Origin of the sequence: Sphingobacterium sp. xlx-96 (assembly GCF_011007365.1) — a bacterium.
In the GTDB taxonomy this organism is placed as follows: Bacteria; Bacteroidota; Bacteroidia; order Sphingobacteriales; family Sphingobacteriaceae; genus Sphingobacterium; species Sphingobacterium luzhongxinii.
Genome location: NZ_WFKM01000010.1, coordinates 227,092 through 244,937, shown reverse-complemented (window position 1 = coordinate 244,937; position 17,846 = coordinate 227,092). Strand labels below are relative to the sequence as shown.

Sequence of the window (17,846 nt, the reverse complement as noted above, 5' to 3'; positions counted from 1 at the left end):
GTGATGGTACTGAAGTTCAAAAAAAACTCCAGCAACAAAAATACCAGCAAAACAAATTATCGCAATGAAGATCAAATCACTCAAGGAACTGAGTAAAGAACAAGAAAAAATATATAATGGTTTATGCCAGATTGGTGAACTGATCGGTGGGAAAAATCGATTACAGAATATTGTATCTGATATCTTAGCCCATTTTACGCAACGTCAGGAAGTTTCTCAAGGTAAGGGGATGATCGTCTCCATGAGTCGACGAATTGCAGCAGAATTGTATAATGCCATTATAGATCTCAAGCCCGAATGGCATTCGGATGATCTGAAGAAAGGGAAGATCAAAGTGATTATGACTTCTGCATCCTCGGACGGACCTGCGATGACCAAGTTTCATACGACCAAAGACCAACGTCGGATGTTGGCCGAACGTATGAAAGATCCGAATGATGAATTGGAGTTGGTTATTGTGCGTGATATGTGGTTGACAGGATTTGACGCACCAAGTATGCATACCTTGTATATCGATAAGCCGATGAAAGGACACAATCTGATGCAAGCTATTGCTCGCGTAAACCGTGTCTATAAGGATAAGCCAGGAGGCCTTATTGTCGACTATTTAGGTATTGCCGCAGACTTAAAGAAAGCACTGTCCTTTTATTCCGATGCCGGCGGTAAAGGAGATCCTGCTGTAGCTCAAGAGCAAGCGGTGTCATTGATGCTCGAGAAAATCGAAGTACTATCTGCCATGTACCACGGCTTCCCTTATGAAGACTATTTCGACGCAGACACCTCTACCAAACTATCTTTGATCCTAGGTGCCGAGGATCATATATTAGGTTTGGATGATGGTAAGAAACGCTACATCGATGAGGTAACTGCTTTATCACAGGCATTCGCTATCGCAATACCGCATGACCAAGCTATGGATGTCAAAGAGGAGGTGGCCTTTTTCCAAGCGGTCAAAGCACGATTGGCCAAGTTTGATTCTACAGGAACAGGCAGGACAGATGAGGAGTTGGAGACGACCATTCGACAGGTAATCGATCAGGCACTTATTTCGGATCAGGTCATTGACGTTTTTGATGCTGCTGGAATTAAGAAGCCAGATATTTCGATCTTGTCTGACGAGTTCTTAATGGAACTCAAAGATATGCAACACAAAAATGTCGCATTAGAGGTTTTGAAGAAACTACTGAACGACGAGATCAAAGCCCGAACGAAAACCAACCTAGTCCAAAGTAAAAAATTACTAGAGATGCTGGAGCTATCCATCAATCGCTATCATAATAAAATCCTGACTGCTGCGGAGGTAATCGATGAGTTGATCAAACTAAGTAAGGACATCGTAGAGATGGACAATGAGCCCAAGAAAATGGGATTGAGCGATTACGAGTATGCGTTTTATACCGCAGTGGCTAGTAATGATAGTGCTAAGGAGCTGATAGAGCAGGACAAGTTGAGGGAGCTAGCAGTAGCACTGACTGAAACTATAAAAAATAACACATCGATAGACTGGACGATCAAGGAGAGTGTACGTGCTAAACTAAAAGTAGCTGTAAAGCGTCTTTTGAGGAAATATGGTTATCCGCCTGATATGCAGCTATTGGCTACGGAAACGGTGCTGAAGCAAGCAGAGCTTTTGGCTAAGGAGTTGACAAAATAGGTTTTATTTACTAATATATTTATATGAATTATGACCTTGTACTAGGTGGGTTATTAGGAATTGCTACTACTTATATTTCGTTTTTTTGTTATAAAACACCTACAAAAAACCGCGAAAGTGATTTATTGATTAGAACATTAGTAATAATTTGTATTCTTACAGTATTATTTTCTTTTATAGCACCATTTGTATTTACTCAGGAAGATAAATTAGGCCTATTTAATTTTTCAGATAAAACTGGCTTTGTTGGTGATACAATAGGGGGTATAATGAACCCATTTATCGCATTAGCAGCGGTAGTTATGACTGGTCTAGCATTTTATGCGCAATATCAAGCTAATAAACAAGTTCAGGACCAATTTAAGTTACAACAGTTTGAATCACATCTTTTTAAGATGGTTGACAATTATAATAATACTATTAACCATTTTAAAATGAAGAGCCGTGAATCAAAAGAGGAATTTGTAGGAAAAGACTATTTCTTTAGTTTACATCAAGAGTTTAAATCTGCATATGATGATATTGGTTGTTTTATGAAGGCTTATTTGAAGAAAACTGGCGATAAATTTCGATATCAGGAACTTGTTGATGTAAAATATTTAGATTCTATAAAAAATTACACAAAGGATGTAGACAAACTAATTCATTTAGAAATAGCTTATGTTGTGGTGTTTTTTGGCGTTTCACAAAGTGGGCGTGATTCAATTCAAATATTATTAAAGGATAAATACAATCAGGAATTTATAAACGAATTAACAAACTGCTTAAGCTATAAATTGCAAGGATTTTCAAAAAATGATGATGGTAAATCCTTTTGGGCTGATAAAAAATTTCAATTAGAGCTAACTGATTGTTCGAACCCAAATAAATCAGATGAAATTAAGTATCATAATGGTCATCAGAGTAAACTCGGGCATTACTATCGTCAAAATTATATGCTTATAAAGTTTATAGATGATTTCAATGATAGAAATATTGACTATGATAAGAAATGGGAATATTCTAAATTGTTAAGGTCATTGTATAGTAATCATGAGCAAATCATGATGTATTTAAATAGCATATCAATATTCGGAAGAGATTGGGAATTATCACAAAAGGATAAGAATAAACAATGGATAACTAAATATGATTTGATTAAAAATATACCAAGAAGTTATAGGGAAAAATACTGTATTAATGATTTTTATCCCAATGTGGACTATGAATATGAGAAGGAAACTTCAGAAAGGATTAATTTAAATCAAAATGTCTATCGCTAATGAACAGATTAATCCTAATCGGCAATGGATTCGATTTAGCACATGGCTTGAGGACTACCTACAAAGATTTTATATTTTGGTATTTAGACCAATGTTTTAACGGGGCTGGTTTATATGATAATGGTCATTTTTTTGAAGATGATTTTATTCGGATAAGGGTTCTTGAACATTATAGGTTGATGGATTTGGGGAGAAAATGTGGTGAAATGGGATTAAGTAGATATTTGTATGAAAAAGGAATTTTAAAATCTTACTTAGATTTTAATCATACTCAAGAGTATGGTTCTCCGACTAATATTGAAAAATTTCGTGAAATATCTGAAATATCACCTCATCAAGTGGAATTTAAATCTATTTTTTTAAAACAGCTAGTTGTAAATTGTATTGATTGTGGGTGGGTGGATATTGAACAGGAGTACTTTGATACACTGAAAAAATATAACCATGCTGACAACTCACGTGATGTAGACTATGTACGCTTATTGAATAAAGCTTTTGATTTTTTAAAACAGAAATTAGCAGAATACTTAACACTTGAAGAGCAAAGACATGTACCAGTTCCAAATGAGGATGTATTGGACATATTCAGATCTCCTTTCCTTATTTCCGACTTTGATACTGTAATAGATGCCGATTTATTAATCAATGAGCAACTTATGGATATATCACAAAATGGAGAGTACGATTATACAACACACATTCTCAATTTCAATTACACCAATACATTGGATTTGTACCTTAATGTGATGGACGAACGGAGTTTTTCCGAAATTGAACTAAACCATATCCACGGACAACTAAATAATCCTGACAATCCTATTATTTTTGGTTTTGGGGATGAGCATGACAAAGAATACATGCAGTTTGAAGAACAACGCATGAATGAACTATTCGATCATATCAAATCCTATCAATATTTGAGGACGCCAAACTATAGAAACTTAATACGGTTTCTAAATGAGGATACCTATCAAGTATATGTGATAGGGCATTCTTGTGGCTTATCTGATCGGACAATGTTTAAGGAGGTATTTGACCATCATAATTGTAAGTCTATCAAGATTTTCCATTATCAGCGGCCAGATGGATCGACAGATTTTCATGAAAAAATAGTCAATATTGGTCGACATTTTAGTAACAAAGGAATGATGCGTAAGTTAATAGTAGAGTTTAACGATAAAAATGCGCTTCCGCAGAGCTAAGCAATATTGAGTAAGTCCCGAATCACCTGTTAAGTTTATTGCGCTGGAGCATGCTGACCCCTTGCGAGTAGTTTTTGTTACTTAGTGATCAAACAATTTGGATCACTGATGGCTGGAAAACCAAAACGAATGAGTCAGATAAAACAATTAATCAGATTGTACCAGAGCGGTAACGGTATAAAAACAATCGCCCGCATTCTGGGAATGAGTAAGAATACGGGGAGGTCCTACCTTAAAAAGATGGCCGAGGGCGTTTTAATACGCTAATTAACAAGATCCATTTGAATAGACTTTTAAGGTGTATAATAGTTCATCGATATTGGGGCTATGATCATTTTATTGTCGTCATTTAGTTGTCCCATCATTTTACTAAAAGTTGCCGTTAGCTTAACGTAGTTTTCAATATTGTACTCTCCAGTGGGCTGTGTTCCGTTTGCTAAATCTTCACCCTGCATAGGGAATCCAAGAGAGATTAACGCATAGGATGCAGCTATATTTCCAAGTTCGACATTAGCCGCTATAGTACTAAGTTTATCTAGGTTAACTTTAGATTTGATAGATTTAATATGAATTAAACACCTAAGTCCTATACCATACTTTTCATTCTTGCCGTCACAAGGAAATGATCCATAACGAGCGAACTCGTGTACTATTAAAAGCTCCTTCTTTCCAATTTCCCCGCCAAATCCAAACGCTTTGGCACCTGCGCTATTGTTTTTATTAAATTTGAAATATTTCAGCATAGTACCGTCACGTAGTTGATTGATTTGTTTAGGGCTGGGGCATTTCTCTTCTTTTAAAGGAGTGTTTTCAATAAGTTCATTAACGTCACCCTTTAGGATTTTGGTTTTTGTCATAGAGAGTTTATCAACCATACTACTAGGTAGAGTGTCGCCCACAGACTCAATAAAGAGGCTTTTAAAATCCGATGATCCAACTTGTGATAGGTCAGTATCCATCTCATTAGGAGCGGATGTAGTGCTATCTATAATATCACTTTCATTAGATGAACTAGTTTCTGAACTACTTTCATTTTGATTGTTATGGCACCCTAAAATCATACAGGATACTAAAAATAATAAATTTAGTCTTTTCATATTGATTAGTTCTTTGATTACTATTTAATAATACAATATTTTATGGTAATTGTTTTTAGTTTAATTTATTGTATTTTTAGCGCAATTGTTAGTTATGGTTTTTTAAATCATAATTTATAAATTTAATAGTCCTTTCCTAGGGTTAAAGCGTACGCTGGAAAATATAATGTCAATAAACCTAAAAACCTAAAGGATCTTTATCCTCAGAACTTCAAAAATCAGCCGAACTGTAGTTCATAGGGCGGATACAAAGATATACATCCCTTACTCATTGTTAAAAAACTAAAATGAAAAACTATTTAAATCTATAAGGTCACTAAAATTTCGGAGTATTTTCCTCTGTTAAGAGGATCACTAGCAATTACACTGTTTCTAGATAAGGAATCAATTTTTCCAAATTCGAGATACAGATCTCGCACGGATTGGTGATCGGCATTAGAAAGAATTATATGTGCACCTCTATCACTAGCTCGTTTAATAGCTTTACTTAGACGAACTTGGTCGGCCCAGGTAAACATTTGTTCATTGTACTTTGAATATTCCGACAAAAGTACACCACGGATTCCGGACGAAAGTACACCAGATTTAGTGACCAATAACCCGAGCTATTTTACAACTGGATTGTATTAACTTTTCAAACTTAATTATTTTTTTTCTTTCTCAAAGACTTACCCTGTAGCGGGAGTCTGTGTGCGGAAGCTGTCAATCTGTCCATTATCGCGTCCGCAAGTGTTGGCTCATCAATAAAGTTGTACCATGCTTCAATCGGTAACTGAGAAGTTATCACAACGGAACTGTTTCCATATCTGTCTTCCAGTATATCAAGCAGTGCGAGCCTAGTGTCGGCGTCTATAGATTTTAACCCGAAGTCATCCAGTATCAACAGTTTTTGGTTTGCAATACCCTTTATCCATTTCAGGTAGGTTCCATCAAGCCTGGTCTGTACAACAGTATCCATAAAGCGGTTCATACTGAAATATAAAGTTCTAAAGCCCAGCAGACAGGCAGATCGTCCCAGCGCGCATGCCAGGAAGCTCTTGCCCGATCCTGTTGCTCCTGTGATAAGAACATTTTCTCCTCGATGTATAAAAGAGCCGTCTGAAAGTCGAAGTACCTGTTCTCGTGTGATCCCCCTTTCTGCATTGCAGATGATCTCTTCCGGAAGAGCGTTATACCTGAGCCGGCTGGCTTTGAGATATTTCTGGGTTCTGGTATGGTCTCGGTATTCGAGTTCTGCCTGTACCAGAGATCCCAATAGTTCATGGACATCCTGGGTTTCGTGTACCGGTAAGGCGGCGACTGCTTCATAGCGGCGGGCCATGCCAGTCAGGCGCATTGATCTGAGCTGTTCGATAGTTTGATCTGTGTTCATTTCTGTTTTTGGTTTATGTGTCTGTTTTTTTATTTGTATTCATCGGCACCCCGGATGTTCCGGTGCAGCGGAATGGTATAACCGACAGTGGGCCGGTCATCTTTTTCCAGCATATCCATTTTGTTGTCCAGGATATTTTTTATGGCCATATAATTAAAGCGGTGACCTTTCAGTCCCCTTTGACAGGCGGCTTCTATCCGGTCAGGGTAAAGCGAGGCCAAGCGGAGTAACCCCAGACAGGCCTGATAGGACTGGTCTATGATCAGCTTGCTGTCCATCACCTTTTGAAAGTATTCTCGGGTGGCAACGCCGTATTTATCAGCCCTTGAAAGATAGTCATCAGGGTTCCAGGCCAGGCGGTCACGCAAATGGCGGTGATGTGGTGGTTCATGATTTCTGTCGGTCGTATAACCGTGTTTTTTATAGCTGCGCCTGTGAAGGGCTACACGGGTGCTTCCGATGTAGATTTCAACGGTATCAGTACAATAAATGATATTTACCGTGCTTCCGATATGTTTGGAAGGTACACTGTAGAAGTGCCAATCCTCTCCAAGTACCACATGATAATCACGCTGCACCTTTGCACGTGTATAGTGTTTCATTATGAAAGAACTTTCCGGCAACGGATTTAAGATCGGTTTTTCACTACTCTCAAAAAGCTCTGTTCTGCTGAAAGTCTTGCGCTGGAAGTTTTTCTGATGGTGTGCCCCAAGCTGTAGTCGTATAGCCAGGTTAAGTTCGTTCAGACTGGTAAACACCTCATTTCTAAGTGGTGCGTATATCCGTTGATAGGTTATTTTTACAGCACCTTCCACTGATGCTTTATCCCGTGGCTTTGCAGGACGTGTGGCAAGAAGGGCTATGTTGTTGTGATTGGACCATTGCTCCAGCATATCGGTGAACTTTGGTTCGTAACGGTTGCTGCGTACGACCCATTGTTTCATATTATCCGATTTTGCCGATAAGGGTACACCTCCAAAATAGTCAAGGGCATTGTTAAGCGCCCGCAATACCTGTGGTAGAGATGCATTAATGAGTGCTTCCACATAACTATAGCCACTGAAAGGCAATACGGCGACCAGAACGGGACAAGCTATCAGTTCACCACTGTCTGTATCCACATAATGCAGCATATCACCAGCAAAGTCTACTTGCAGCAGCCTGCCCGGATCATGTTCAAAACGCATGGTGGCTCCCTGTTTGCGGATATGTTCCTGAAGAAGCTCGCAGAATCTCGAATAACCAAAGCCACCGGGATATTCATTGATATATTCCTGCCATAAAAGCTGACGCGTAACACCTACCCGCCGGAGTTCAGAAAGCAGATAGGAAAACTGTGATTCGAGATGTATCCGACGGGGATCTTTTTCTATTGATTCCGTTTTGCCCGCATTAAGGTAAGCCGCCAGCTCGGCATCAGCAAACAGGAGAAGTTCCGCAATACTTAGTCCGCTATCTGCAAAGCGTTGTAAATAACTCGCAATGGTACGTCTATTGATACCGGTCTCCCTTTCGATGGAACGCTGGGAAAAGCCGCGTTCCAAAAACAGCAATATCTGTCTTATCTTCTGCATATTTAGAGGTCTGTTTGCCATATCGTTAGGTCTAATACAGGCCCAACTTAGCAATCTTTTTTTCTTAAATATCCAGTGGAGTAGTTTGCTACGGAATTATTGGTGCACTTTGTGTCGGAATGGCAGTCTTTCTAAAACAGTTTAAAAGACCGTCAACTTATAATTAGGCTGCTGAAAATTTACACCAAAGTGGTGTGTTTTGCAGCGGAATCACTGGTGTACTTTGCAGCGGAATGGTGGTGTAGTATGGTGCGGAATATGCATACTTAACAAAGCCATTATTGTTGTGCTTTACCGTGTAAGGAGGATCTATGTAAACAAGATCTCCATCTACCGCGCGGTCAATTATACTCTCAAAATCAGAGTTAACAATTTCTGCGTTTTCCAAAGCTTTAGCAGTTCTTTCAAAATTATCAGTATCTAGGATAACTTTGTCTTTAGAGCCAATTGGTACATTGAACTGCCCTTTTAAATTAACTCGGTACAAACCATTAAAGCAGGTACGGTTTAAATAAATCTTGCAGCTAAATCAGCTTCATTTTCAAACTCTTTTAAGAAAGCTTGGTGTAACTAACACTAAACCAATTTTTGATTTTGCTAAACCTTTGTCAATTTCACGAAGAAAAGAGGCTCCTAATGGAATATCTTTTTCGCTGAACCAAACGCTAACTCCATTAGCAACAAGTAAATCGTGTAATTGTAAAGCAGATGCTTTTCTGTCATCCCATGCGTGACAAAGAAATATATCTCTTAAATCTGGTCTTTCAGCGCGTTGTTCAACAACTTTTCTTACTGGTGTTAATGCATTTATTTCTGCGGGTGTATAATAAATTGAAGAGCCTGATTTTGAACATTTTGCTTTTTGAGTTCTTCCTTTTGCGGAACTGTAGTTTCCATATGAACCAGTATTTCTATTTGAAGAATACGAATCATATGATGGATAGGAATAACTCGACCTATAACTATTTCTACTACTACATGCAGGACAGTTGGCTGCGCCACTTGCTGTTCGGTGCCCATTTCTTGGGGCTGTACATTGTGCCATTAAATTTATAAATTAAGGTTAGTATTTTTAATTAAACGTTCTTTATGTAAATAATCACCGCTAACTAATTTTTTAACGCAACTAATCGCTCCAAACATCATCACCTCCGTATTGCGTAAGAAAAGCTTTATCAAGATAATAACTTTCTGTTGAATAACAATAATTATCTTGATTGCCAGAATAAGTTTTCTATGAGAAGGTAGGTTATGGAAAATCGTAATGCCATCCAATTTGGAAGTTTTCATTAAGGCATACAATATTATTTGATTCATTATTAGATTTCAAGTATCTTGGAGGAGACTTAAATATGGATGCAGTAAAGACCGAACCCGTTATTAATAGCCAGGATTTTTTTGGCAGAAGTCTAAATATCATTTACCAGCTACTAAAAAATAATTGAATGTGAGTACTAAAATTAAAATACTGCCTGTCAAATGTGGTGATGCTTTTGTATTAACCCATAAAGATTTAAAGGGAAAGTTTCGAAATATTATTATTGATGGTGGATTTATGAAATCATATCCGAAAGTCAAAAAGCAGGTTGAAATTATAAAAAAAAATAAACAACAGATTGACCTATGGATCCTGACTCATCTGGATGCAGATCATATCAATGGCGCCGTACAATATCTGAGGGAGGAACAGACCGGCGATAATGGAAGGCTGATAGGACGTTTCTGGTTCAATTTTTTCGATACCTTTAAACTGAATGATGATTCTCCATTTTTAAGCTTCGGTAAAGGCTTCGACCTAAGGAAATACCTGCAAAAATTTAAAATCAAGGGAAGACAAGACATTATCAATATACTTAAGCCGATAAAGTTTGGAGATGCTGAACTGACAATCCTATCTCCTGATCAAACAACCTTTGATGAACTGAAGCAGAAGTGGAAAATTGAATTTAAGAGGTATATCGGAGGTGATCCACCTGAGTATGTTTCTGATCCATCCGTTAAAGATGCACAAACAATAGAAAAATTAGCCGCAATCAAAGATGCTAGAGAGGATAGAGGTGAACATGGTTTGATCAACAGAAGCAGTATCGCCTTTCTTTATGAAGAAGATGATAAGCGTTTACTTATGCTGGGAGATTCTTATCCGAGTGTTGTGCTAGAGGCAATTAGGGGGGGATATTCAAAGGAAAAGCCTCTAAAAGTAAAATATATGAAGCTATCACATCATGGAAGTAGAAAGAATTACCATACGGATTTACTTAATGTTGTACAGTGCAGGAGATTCATTATTTCTTCTAACGGAGATAACCAATATAGTATTCCTGATAAAGAGGTATTGGCTAAAATTCTGATGCACCCGAATCGTGATAAGAAGAAGAAGATCATTTTTTATTTCAGTCACGACGATTTGCGCTTTAGAAATCTATTTGCGGTAGATAAATATGCGGAGACCCGGTTCAATTTTGAATGTAAATTCCCTAAAAGTAATAAAGTTCTTAAAATCAAGTTGTAATAATGGAGTCTAACGAAATTTTAAATTTGGTAACTGTTCGGATTAAGGTTAAAGATAAAGGAACCGGTTCAGGTATTTTATATAAGCCCAGCGATTCTGATTTCCTATATATCTTTACTGCCAAACATTGCATTTATGGGCAAGATTTTGATAGTGCCGCGAAGCCCAAACATATTAAAATTGATAAGATTAAAGCCGCAAAGAAAGGAGAATATTATAAATTACAGAAAGCCGACCGAATAATTGGCGATGATAACGACGATATTGTTGCGTTGGTTATTGATTGGAAAAGATTCCCCGGTTACAATGAGATTCCGGAAATTAAGCTTGCAGGATTGCACAAAGATGGTACAGATGTATGGTTCAAAGGTTATCCTACATTAACTGGAGGAGAAAAACAAAAGTCGGTTAAGGGAACTTTAAATACGATGGATATGGAAGGGGCTAAATTTGAAGTTGCAACAGGAGAAGCTTTTCTTAAATACTATAAAAAGAACAGAGTACAAGGACTTTGCAAAGGGTTTTCAGGTAGTGGGATATGTGTTGTGGTTGATGAAGTTCTTTATTTTCAGGGGGTTATTAGTCGATTTGATAAAGCCATCGGCTTTGAATGTATCTCATTATCTACATTTATTGAGTCAAAAATATCAGAACTCAGGCTTGTCGACATTGATATTGAAAACCATCTATCTGACACTCATTTTAGAAAAAGACTAGACCAATCACTGAAAGAACTGAAACCCCGTTACCACGAGATTAATTTTCCCTTACCGATAGAAGATAATATTCGTCAGATTGACGCTGGAAAAGAATATAAAGAAATGGTTATTGCAAAGATTAACCAGTTAATGAAAAGAATAAATAATTCCTTCACTAATCTTATTGGTAGAAAAAATGATTTTATTATAAACTATGGTAATGTCAGATTGGACACGCAATCAAGTGCTGATCAGACTTTTGATCAGGCTGGTCAAAATCTATTAGAAACTGTATCCATTTTCAACGGTTTGTTGAATTATATTCATAATGATTTTGAAAATATTGAACATTGGAACGGAGCAAGAAATAAGTGTAATTATTTATTGAATTTATGCGATGATTTTATCGTTGCATTACGTGCACGGAGTGATCTTGACGCGAAGGAGACGGATAAAAAAGTTCAAGTGAAGGCGATACATGACTATCAAAAGAATTTGGTACAGATCATTAGCCAATTGAATTTACTCCGTAAATATTTAAGCGAGCAACTTTTTATAGGTAAGAAATATATACTGATAAAAGGCGAGGCAGGTAGCGGTAAGTCTCAAATGCTCGGATTTATGGCTAAGCAACGTATGGATGACCTGGCACCGACAATTCTCATTTTAGGGCAAAGCCTAAATGGTGAGCAGAACATCTGGGGACAGATCTGCCGATATTTTTGTCAGCACTCTATTGATGAGCAGTATTTTATGGAGATTTTGGACAGAAAAGGTCAAATGGCCGGTAGGCCTGTTTTGATTTTTATTGATGCGATCAATGAAGGCAAAGGGATCAAGCTTTGGAGTCGTGAATTTAATGAATTTATAGCGATCTTGGATTCCTACAAATATATAAAAGTCGTTCTGAGCTACAGAAATTCGTATGAAAAAGCCCTATTCAAGAATATAAAGGTTGATGAGGAGTCTGTCATAGAGCATCAAGGATTTAAAGGTATGGAGCGGGAGGCTGTGAAGTTTTTCTTTGAAAATGAAAAAATGACAGCTCCTATCGTGCCTTACTATAGCATGCAATTCAGTAATCCCTTATTTCTAAGGCTTTTTACCTTACTTTATAAAAGTAGTCGCGGAAAGATTGACGTAAACAGTTGGGTAGGGACCATCACGGTTTATAATCACTTTTTCGAACACATCAACGAAATATTGGGTCATACTGACAGATTTAATTATGAGTCTTACAAATTAGATATTGTCAATCTAGCCATCAAAAAATTTGTTAAGAAACAATGGAAGAAGCAAGCAATCTACTTAAGGTACCGAACGGCATTTAAGCTGGTAGAAAAAGCTGTAAGTTACTATACAAATGGCAAAGGTTTCTTTGCCGAGTTAATCAGCCATGGTTTATTTTATGAGAACCGATATGTTACTGGACATGGCGAAGATGAACTGGGTGTCGATTTCGCATACCAGAAATTGGGCGAGTATATAAAGGTTCAGTTTTTGTTGAGTTCTCTTACTTGGCAGACAGCTCCATCAGCAATCACACCAACTGGGAAATTATTTTTCCTTCATAAGGATTCTTACTCCGATCAGGATTTTACCGGCCTCATTGAGGCAACTGCTATTATGGTCCCATTTTATTTTGGTAAAGAAATCTTCGAACTTTCAGGGGATCTTATTGAGAGGGACAATATTGTTCGTGCATTTATTTCATCTCTGAAGGACCGATCATCGTCTACAATTACCGACGAGACTCGTGATTATCTGAATATAATTTTAAAAGATAACCCAAAGGTGCTTAGGGAATTTTGGTCAGAAATTTTACAGCTTAGTTTCCAACCAGCCAACGCACTAAATACCGACTTTATACATAACTTCCTAATAGAGATGTCTTTGTCGAAGCGCGATGCCATCTGGACAGTTTTTATAAATAATAATTATGAAGAAAGTGGCTCAGCTGTATTGTTGATTATTAAATGGGCACTGGACTACAAGAAAAATGGTATTACTGACCCAAAAGCCATTCAGGCAATTGGAAAGACTTTATTCTGGTTCCTGGGAAGCACTAACCGGAAATTACGAGATTATGCAACCAAGGTGGCAGTTTTCCTTTTTACAGAAAATATTGCTTTACTAAAATCTGTCATGGTCGATTTTGAGAAAGTGAACGATCCTTATATAACTCAGCGAATCTATGCCATTGCCTTCGGTGCTGTCGTTAGAAATAGCGATAGAGAAATCCTTACAGTGCTCGCAAATTATATTCATAAGAAAGTATTTCTTGAGCAAGGGATCAAACCGGATATTTTGATTCGTGATTATGCACGTTTAGCCGTAGAATATTGCCGATATCTGGGACTTGACATAACGCTACCAGAACTGGTAGGGCCTCCTTATAAGAGTGAAAAGCTACCGGATGCGCCAGCAGATGAACAGATAACTAGGTATACCCAAGTCTTAAAGACTAGCGGAGAAGGGTATACAGGTATTGAATATATTTTAGATTCCATGGTGACAGAACATAGTACCCGTGGTTTGATGTATGGAGATTTTGGAAGATATACTTTCGGTTATGCTGTAAGCCATTGGAAAGAGTATCCTGATAATTTATTAAGTAATCTCGCTATTAAAATGATCGTTGAAGATTTGGGGTATGATCAAACTCTCAGCGATATTGACAGTAATCCATATTATTTGGGAAGGAGTACTCCATTAATTGAAAGAATTGGTAAAAAATATCAATGGATCGTATTTTATCAAATTTTAGCAAGGTTGGCAGATAATTATGATTATTATCAAAGATCCTATGATGAGAAAAAATCTAAGTTCTCAGGCCCATGGGAACCATTTGTAAGAGATTTCGATCCCACAACAGGTCTTGAAATCAAGGAAAAAGCTCCGGAATCGGCATGGTGGCTTAAATATTCATATAGGTTATCAAACACAGAAATGCGCATCTGGTTACGAGATAGAGATGACTTACCAAATTTAAAAAAATTGATCGAATTAAAAGATGACAATAATGAAGAGTGGCTCGTGCTTGAGTCCCAGAATACTTGGCGTGAAGGCGACCGTGATCTTTGGTGTCAAGTGCGGAGCTACATTACGCCTAGAAAGCAGAAAACGTTAATCACGGATTGGTTATTAAAGCAGAATCTTATGGGGAGATGGATGCCAGAGTCTCAATCCCGAACAGAGTTATACTTACGTGAGTTTTTTTGGTCGCCAGCAGTAGCTGATTTCTCAAAACCTTATTATGGTGGAGAAGATTGGCAGGAATTACGAGGACCAAATGGAGGAGAGAAGATCGGTGATATTGCAGTTACAGCTTTGGAATACTTATGGGAAAGGGATCTCACCCGTCAGGATGACGGAGGTTCAAGTTTGCTTTTACCCAACAAGTATTTATTTGGATTGCTAAAACTTAAGCATGGAGATATTGATGGTCAGTTTGTCAATGAATTCGGAACTGTGATTGCCTTCGATCCATCTTCTTCTTTTAGTAACACTACTTCAAGCCTAATTATTCGCAAGAAGGAATTACTTGAAGCTCTTGAAAATGCAGGCCTTGATATTTTCTGGACAGGATTGGGAGAAAAAATGAATATTGGCAGGAATGATAGTAGTGATAAAGAGTTGCTTAAACGTTTGGAAATATCCAGCGTAGCTCTTTTTAAAAAAAATAAGATTTCTGTTTCTACGCTTATAGTTGAGACTTAAAAATAAACTCTGTTAAATATAATAATTGAACATATTATATTTAACAGAGTTTATTTTACAGTCCCAGCAAAGGTGTTTTGTACAATGTTTATTTGTTTTTGAGGTATCTCATTTCAGAAGAATCATTGTGAATGTACCGCACTAGGCTTAAGTATCAGAATTACATAGACATGAGCTTGAAGCTCGCGCTATTATAGGGACAAAAAGATGTTCTAGGATCAAGCTCCTCTAAGAGACTGTAACGTGAACTGTGTCAACGGGATATTTTAATAATATTTTTTATATTTAATTATTCAAACGATATGGTCATGAATGAAAAGACCCGATTTGATTTTTCATTAGAGTTTATTTTCAAAGGCATTCAAGAGAGCTCCGCCGTTTTGAACGTTTCAAAGAGGAGGCTGAGCAAGGTCTCTACAACGGCAAGAGTTTATCTCCCAACAATGGTGTTTTAGCGCCTTTAATGAAGCATTTACTGGAGTCTATGATGGATGGAGAGCTCGCAAATCACCTTCAAGAGGATAAGGCTTCAGGGAACAGCAATCGTCGCAATGGTAAAACTAAAAAGACCGCTCGCGGTCTGAATACAGGCACTTTTGAACTTGAATCTGGGCGAGATAGATCTGGCACATTCGAGCCCAAAGTAGTTCCTAAACGTCAACTTATTATTACAGAGCAGTTAGAAGGTCATGCTCTGAGTATGTATGCCAAAGGCATGAGTGCTATAAGCGATTTCATCCGTGAGATGTATGCTATGGAGATTTCTGCAACTGAAATATCCCGTATCACAGAAAGCGTCATGCCTGCTATAAATGAGTGGCGAAGTCGTCCGCTAGAGGCCGTCTATCCCTTTGTTTTCCTGGACTGCATGCATTATAAAGTTCGTCAGAACGGCACTGTTGAGTCCAGGGCCATTTATAATATCTTGGGTATTGGAATGGACGGACGTAAAGACCTGATAGGACTTTATAGCTCAGAAAATGAAGGTGCAAAGTTCTGGTTATCGGTTCTTACAGACTTGAAGCAGCGCGGTGTCGAGGATATCCTGATTGCTTGTATCGATGGGCTTAAGGGCTTTCCTGAAGCTATAGAGGCTATTTTCCCAAAAACGAAAGTTCAGTTATGCATTGTCCACCAGATCAGATCAAGTATGCGCTATGTTACAGAAAAGGATAAAAAGGCAGTTATTGAAGACCTAAAGCCGGTTTACAAAGCTGTCAATGAAGAAATGGGGTATGAAAATTTACTGGCTTTCGAAGAGAAGTGGGGAAAGAAATACCCTATAGCGGCTAAATCATGGCTGGACAACTGGATCAATCTCTCTACTTTTTTCGAGTATGATGAACAGGTGCGTAAGACCATTTATACTACTAATCCAATTGAAGGAATGCACCGTCAGATCCGTAAAATCACGAAACCGAACGGAGTGAGCTCATGAATTCCTTAAAGATAAAACTCTAATGAATATTCCAAAGGTGCATTCAGTTCTGAGCAGGCTCTTATGAAGTTGATGTTCCTGATAATAAAGGATATCTCTAAAAAGTGGACCATGCCGGTGCACAACTGGGGCTTGACGATATCTCAACTTTATATTAAATTTGGAGATAGGCTCAAGCTGGATAGAGGCTTTTAGAATTAGGTTAATTATCCAATGACACAGTTTGAGTTAGACTCCCTTTTAGACTTTAATATTACTTTAAGAAATCAATCTGTTTAGAGCTTCATTTATATCTCTTTTATTAATATATTTGGTCGTCAGTCCTTTCCGTTTTTCTATAAGTAACTTTTCAAGTTTTTTCGCGATTAACTTGTTAGCAGTGATAGATAAGTTTTTGACAACAAAAAAGTAATCGGAAAAAACTTGATTTTCATATAACTTATCGGCTAGAAAGACTCGGCCAGAAGCCCGCCCAACTCTACAAATCAGAAGATCATTCATTGCTATTTTGTATTTACTATTGCAAACATCTTCGGGAACAAAACAATCAGAATGCATGATTCCCTCACTATTGTTAAAATGTATTATTTTTCTATATAGATTATTATTAAAATTTGAGACGCCTTTGTGAATTTTAGAATTGTCGATTCCTCTTACGATTTCAAAATCAAAACTTCCTTTATCCTTCATATTACGAATTGAGGAAATAGATACATTGTGAGATCTGTACACAGCAATAAAAATTCGTGTTATGACCTCACTTTTAGGGAAATATTTGCTAGGCTCTCCTATGAAAATTGGTTCAAAGTAAGAAAGAAAAATGTTTTTAAAGTAGTTCAATTTTTCTGATGAAAAAATATTTTCAGGTAAAATAGCCGCGAATATTTCGCCATCTTCCAATAGTGACATGTTTGAAACTATCATATTAGTTTCTATCCTCTTGGATTTAATAGCAACTTCCTGTAATTCAGTGTGTTTTCTGCATACCGAGGTTATATTTCCTTCAAATTTTCCGAAGGGAGGATTTGCGAGTATCAATTTTTTTTTGCTATGACCTACATTTTTTCGTAGGTCTATAATATCTAATGCGTCCTGGGTATAAAAAGTACACTTTTTGGTTTTTAAATGTTCTGACCGCTGAATATCTATGCCGATTGCATTAACTTCCCATTTTTCCAATGCAGCAGCTATAAAATTTCCGCTCCCTGCACATATATCAACAATTGTTTTGGGATGATACTCTTTCGGTATCATATTGATAATCATATCAGCTATATGTTTTGGGGTGTAAAAATTGCACCAATCCTTAGTCATTTT

12 protein-coding genes and 1 pseudogene are annotated in these 17,846 nt (G+C 37.4%); 7 read left to right on the top strand and 6 right to left on the bottom strand.

Features of this window, described 5'->3' with window-relative positions:
- Positions 1-64: 64 nt before the first annotated feature.
- The 4 genes from G7B20_RS13810 (at position 65) to G7B20_RS13795 (ending at position 4,385) form a co-directional block, all read left to right on the top strand.
- Positions 65-1,654 (top strand): type I restriction enzyme endonuclease domain-containing protein, encoded by a 1,590-nt coding sequence (locus tag G7B20_RS13810; RefSeq protein ID WP_205600226.1) that lies wholly within the window; start codon positions 65-67, stop codon positions 1,652-1,654.
- 23 nt (positions 1,655-1,677) lie between these two features.
- Positions 1,678-2,916 (top strand): putative phage abortive infection protein, encoded by a 1,239-nt coding sequence (locus G7B20_RS13805; RefSeq protein ID WP_164111995.1) that lies wholly within the window; start codon positions 1,678-1,680, stop codon positions 2,914-2,916.
- Positions 2,916-4,118, top strand: coding sequence for an AbiH family protein (locus tag G7B20_RS13800; RefSeq protein WP_164111994.1), 1,203 nt, complete (start codon positions 2,916-2,918; stop codon positions 4,116-4,118). Before G7B20_RS13805 ends, G7B20_RS13800 begins: the two co-directional genes overlap by 1 nt.
- 129 nt (positions 4,119-4,247) lie before the next feature.
- Complete coding sequence (locus G7B20_RS13795) at positions 4,248-4,385, top strand: helix-turn-helix domain-containing protein (protein WP_205600225.1); 138 nt, start codon at positions 4,248-4,250, stop codon at positions 4,383-4,385.
- Between the two features lie 26 nt (positions 4,386-4,411).
- Here the strand turns inward: G7B20_RS13795 and G7B20_RS13790 are convergent, their stop codons facing one another.
- The 5 genes from G7B20_RS13790 to G7B20_RS13770 all read right to left on the bottom strand — a co-directional run bounded on the left by G7B20_RS13790 (position 4,412) and on the right by G7B20_RS13770 (position 9,206).
- A complete protein-coding gene (locus G7B20_RS13790) occupies positions 4,412-5,179 on the bottom strand; it encodes a hypothetical protein (protein ID WP_164111993.1) in 768 nt (255 codons plus the stop codon).
- A gap of 676 nt (positions 5,180-5,855) precedes the next feature.
- Entirely contained in the window at positions 5,856-6,587 is a 732-nt protein-coding gene (gene istB, locus G7B20_RS13785) for an IS21-like element helper ATPase IstB (RefSeq protein ID WP_164111992.1), read from the bottom strand.
- Positions 6,588-6,616: 29 nt separating this feature from the next.
- Positions 6,617-8,215, bottom strand: coding sequence for an IS21 family transposase (gene istA / locus G7B20_RS13780; protein ID WP_205600224.1), 1,599 nt, complete (start codon positions 8,213-8,215; stop codon positions 6,617-6,619).
- 109 nt (positions 8,216-8,324) lie between these two features.
- On the bottom strand, positions 8,325-8,678 hold the full coding sequence (locus G7B20_RS13775; protein WP_164112057.1) for a DNA adenine methylase: 354 nt from the start codon (positions 8,676-8,678) through the stop codon (positions 8,325-8,327).
- 24 nt (positions 8,679-8,702) lie between these two features.
- The gene (locus G7B20_RS13770; RefSeq protein WP_164111991.1) at positions 8,703-9,206 is read right to left on the bottom strand and encodes a toll/interleukin-1 receptor domain-containing protein; all 504 of its coding nucleotides are present in this window, start codon (positions 9,204-9,206) and stop codon (positions 8,703-8,705) included.
- A gap of 402 nt (positions 9,207-9,608) precedes the next feature.
- Between G7B20_RS13770 and G7B20_RS13765 the strand changes: the two genes are divergently transcribed.
- The 3 genes and pseudogenes from G7B20_RS13765 to G7B20_RS13755 all read left to right on the top strand — a co-directional run bounded on the left by G7B20_RS13765 (position 9,609) and on the right by G7B20_RS13755 (position 16,724).
- Positions 9,609-10,673, top strand: coding sequence for a ComEC/Rec2 family competence protein (locus tag G7B20_RS13765; protein ID WP_164111990.1), 1,065 nt, complete (start codon positions 9,609-9,611; stop codon positions 10,671-10,673).
- A gap of 2 nt (positions 10,674-10,675) precedes the next feature.
- Positions 10,676-15,091 carry a hypothetical protein gene (locus G7B20_RS13760; protein WP_164111989.1) on the top strand — a complete coding sequence of 1,472 codons (4,416 nt, stop codon included), beginning with the start codon at positions 10,676-10,678 and terminating at the stop codon, positions 15,089-15,091.
- A 337-nt stretch (positions 15,092-15,428) separates the two neighbouring features.
- Positions 15,429-16,724, top strand: a pseudogene (locus G7B20_RS13755) (IS256 family transposase).
- A 63-nt stretch (positions 16,725-16,787) separates the two neighbouring features.
- On the opposite strand, the gene G7B20_RS13750 reads toward G7B20_RS13755, so the two are convergent.
- Positions 16,788-17,843, bottom strand: coding sequence for a class I SAM-dependent methyltransferase (locus G7B20_RS13750; RefSeq protein WP_164111988.1), 1,056 nt, complete (start codon positions 17,841-17,843; stop codon positions 16,788-16,790).
- Between the last annotated feature and the right edge of the window lie 3 nt (positions 17,844-17,846).

What these genes read in the sequence shown, in the direction of transcription:
- G7B20_RS13810 (WP_205600226.1), top strand. Translation starts at nt 65, where the DNA reads ATGAAGATCAAATCACTCAAGGAACTGAGTAAAGAACAAGAAAAAATA.
- G7B20_RS13805 (WP_164111995.1), top strand. Translation starts at nt 1,678, where the DNA reads ATGAATTATGACCTTGTACTAGGTGGGTTATTAGGAATTGCTACTACT.
- G7B20_RS13800 (WP_164111994.1), top strand. Translation starts at nt 2,916, where the DNA reads ATGAACAGATTAATCCTAATCGGCAATGGATTCGATTTAGCACATGGC.
- G7B20_RS13795 (WP_205600225.1), top strand. Translation starts at nt 4,248, where the DNA reads ATGAGTCAGATAAAACAATTAATCAGATTGTACCAGAGCGGTAACGGT.
- G7B20_RS13790 (WP_164111993.1), bottom strand. Translation starts at nt 5,179, where the DNA reads ATGATTTTAGGGTGCCATAACAATCAAAATGAAAGTAGTTCAGAAACT.
- istB (WP_164111992.1), bottom strand. Translation starts at nt 6,587, where the DNA reads ATGAACACAGATCAAACTATCGAACAGCTCAGATCAATGCGCCTGACT.
- G7B20_RS13770 (WP_164111991.1), bottom strand. Translation starts at nt 9,206, where the DNA reads ATGGCACAATGTACAGCCCCAAGAAATGGGCACCGAACAGCAAGTGGC.
- G7B20_RS13760 (WP_164111989.1), top strand. Translation starts at nt 10,676, where the DNA reads ATGGAGTCTAACGAAATTTTAAATTTGGTAACTGTTCGGATTAAGGTT.
- G7B20_RS13750 (WP_164111988.1), bottom strand. Translation starts at nt 17,843, where the DNA reads ATGACTAAGGATTGGTGCAATTTTTACACCCCAAAACATATAGCTGAT.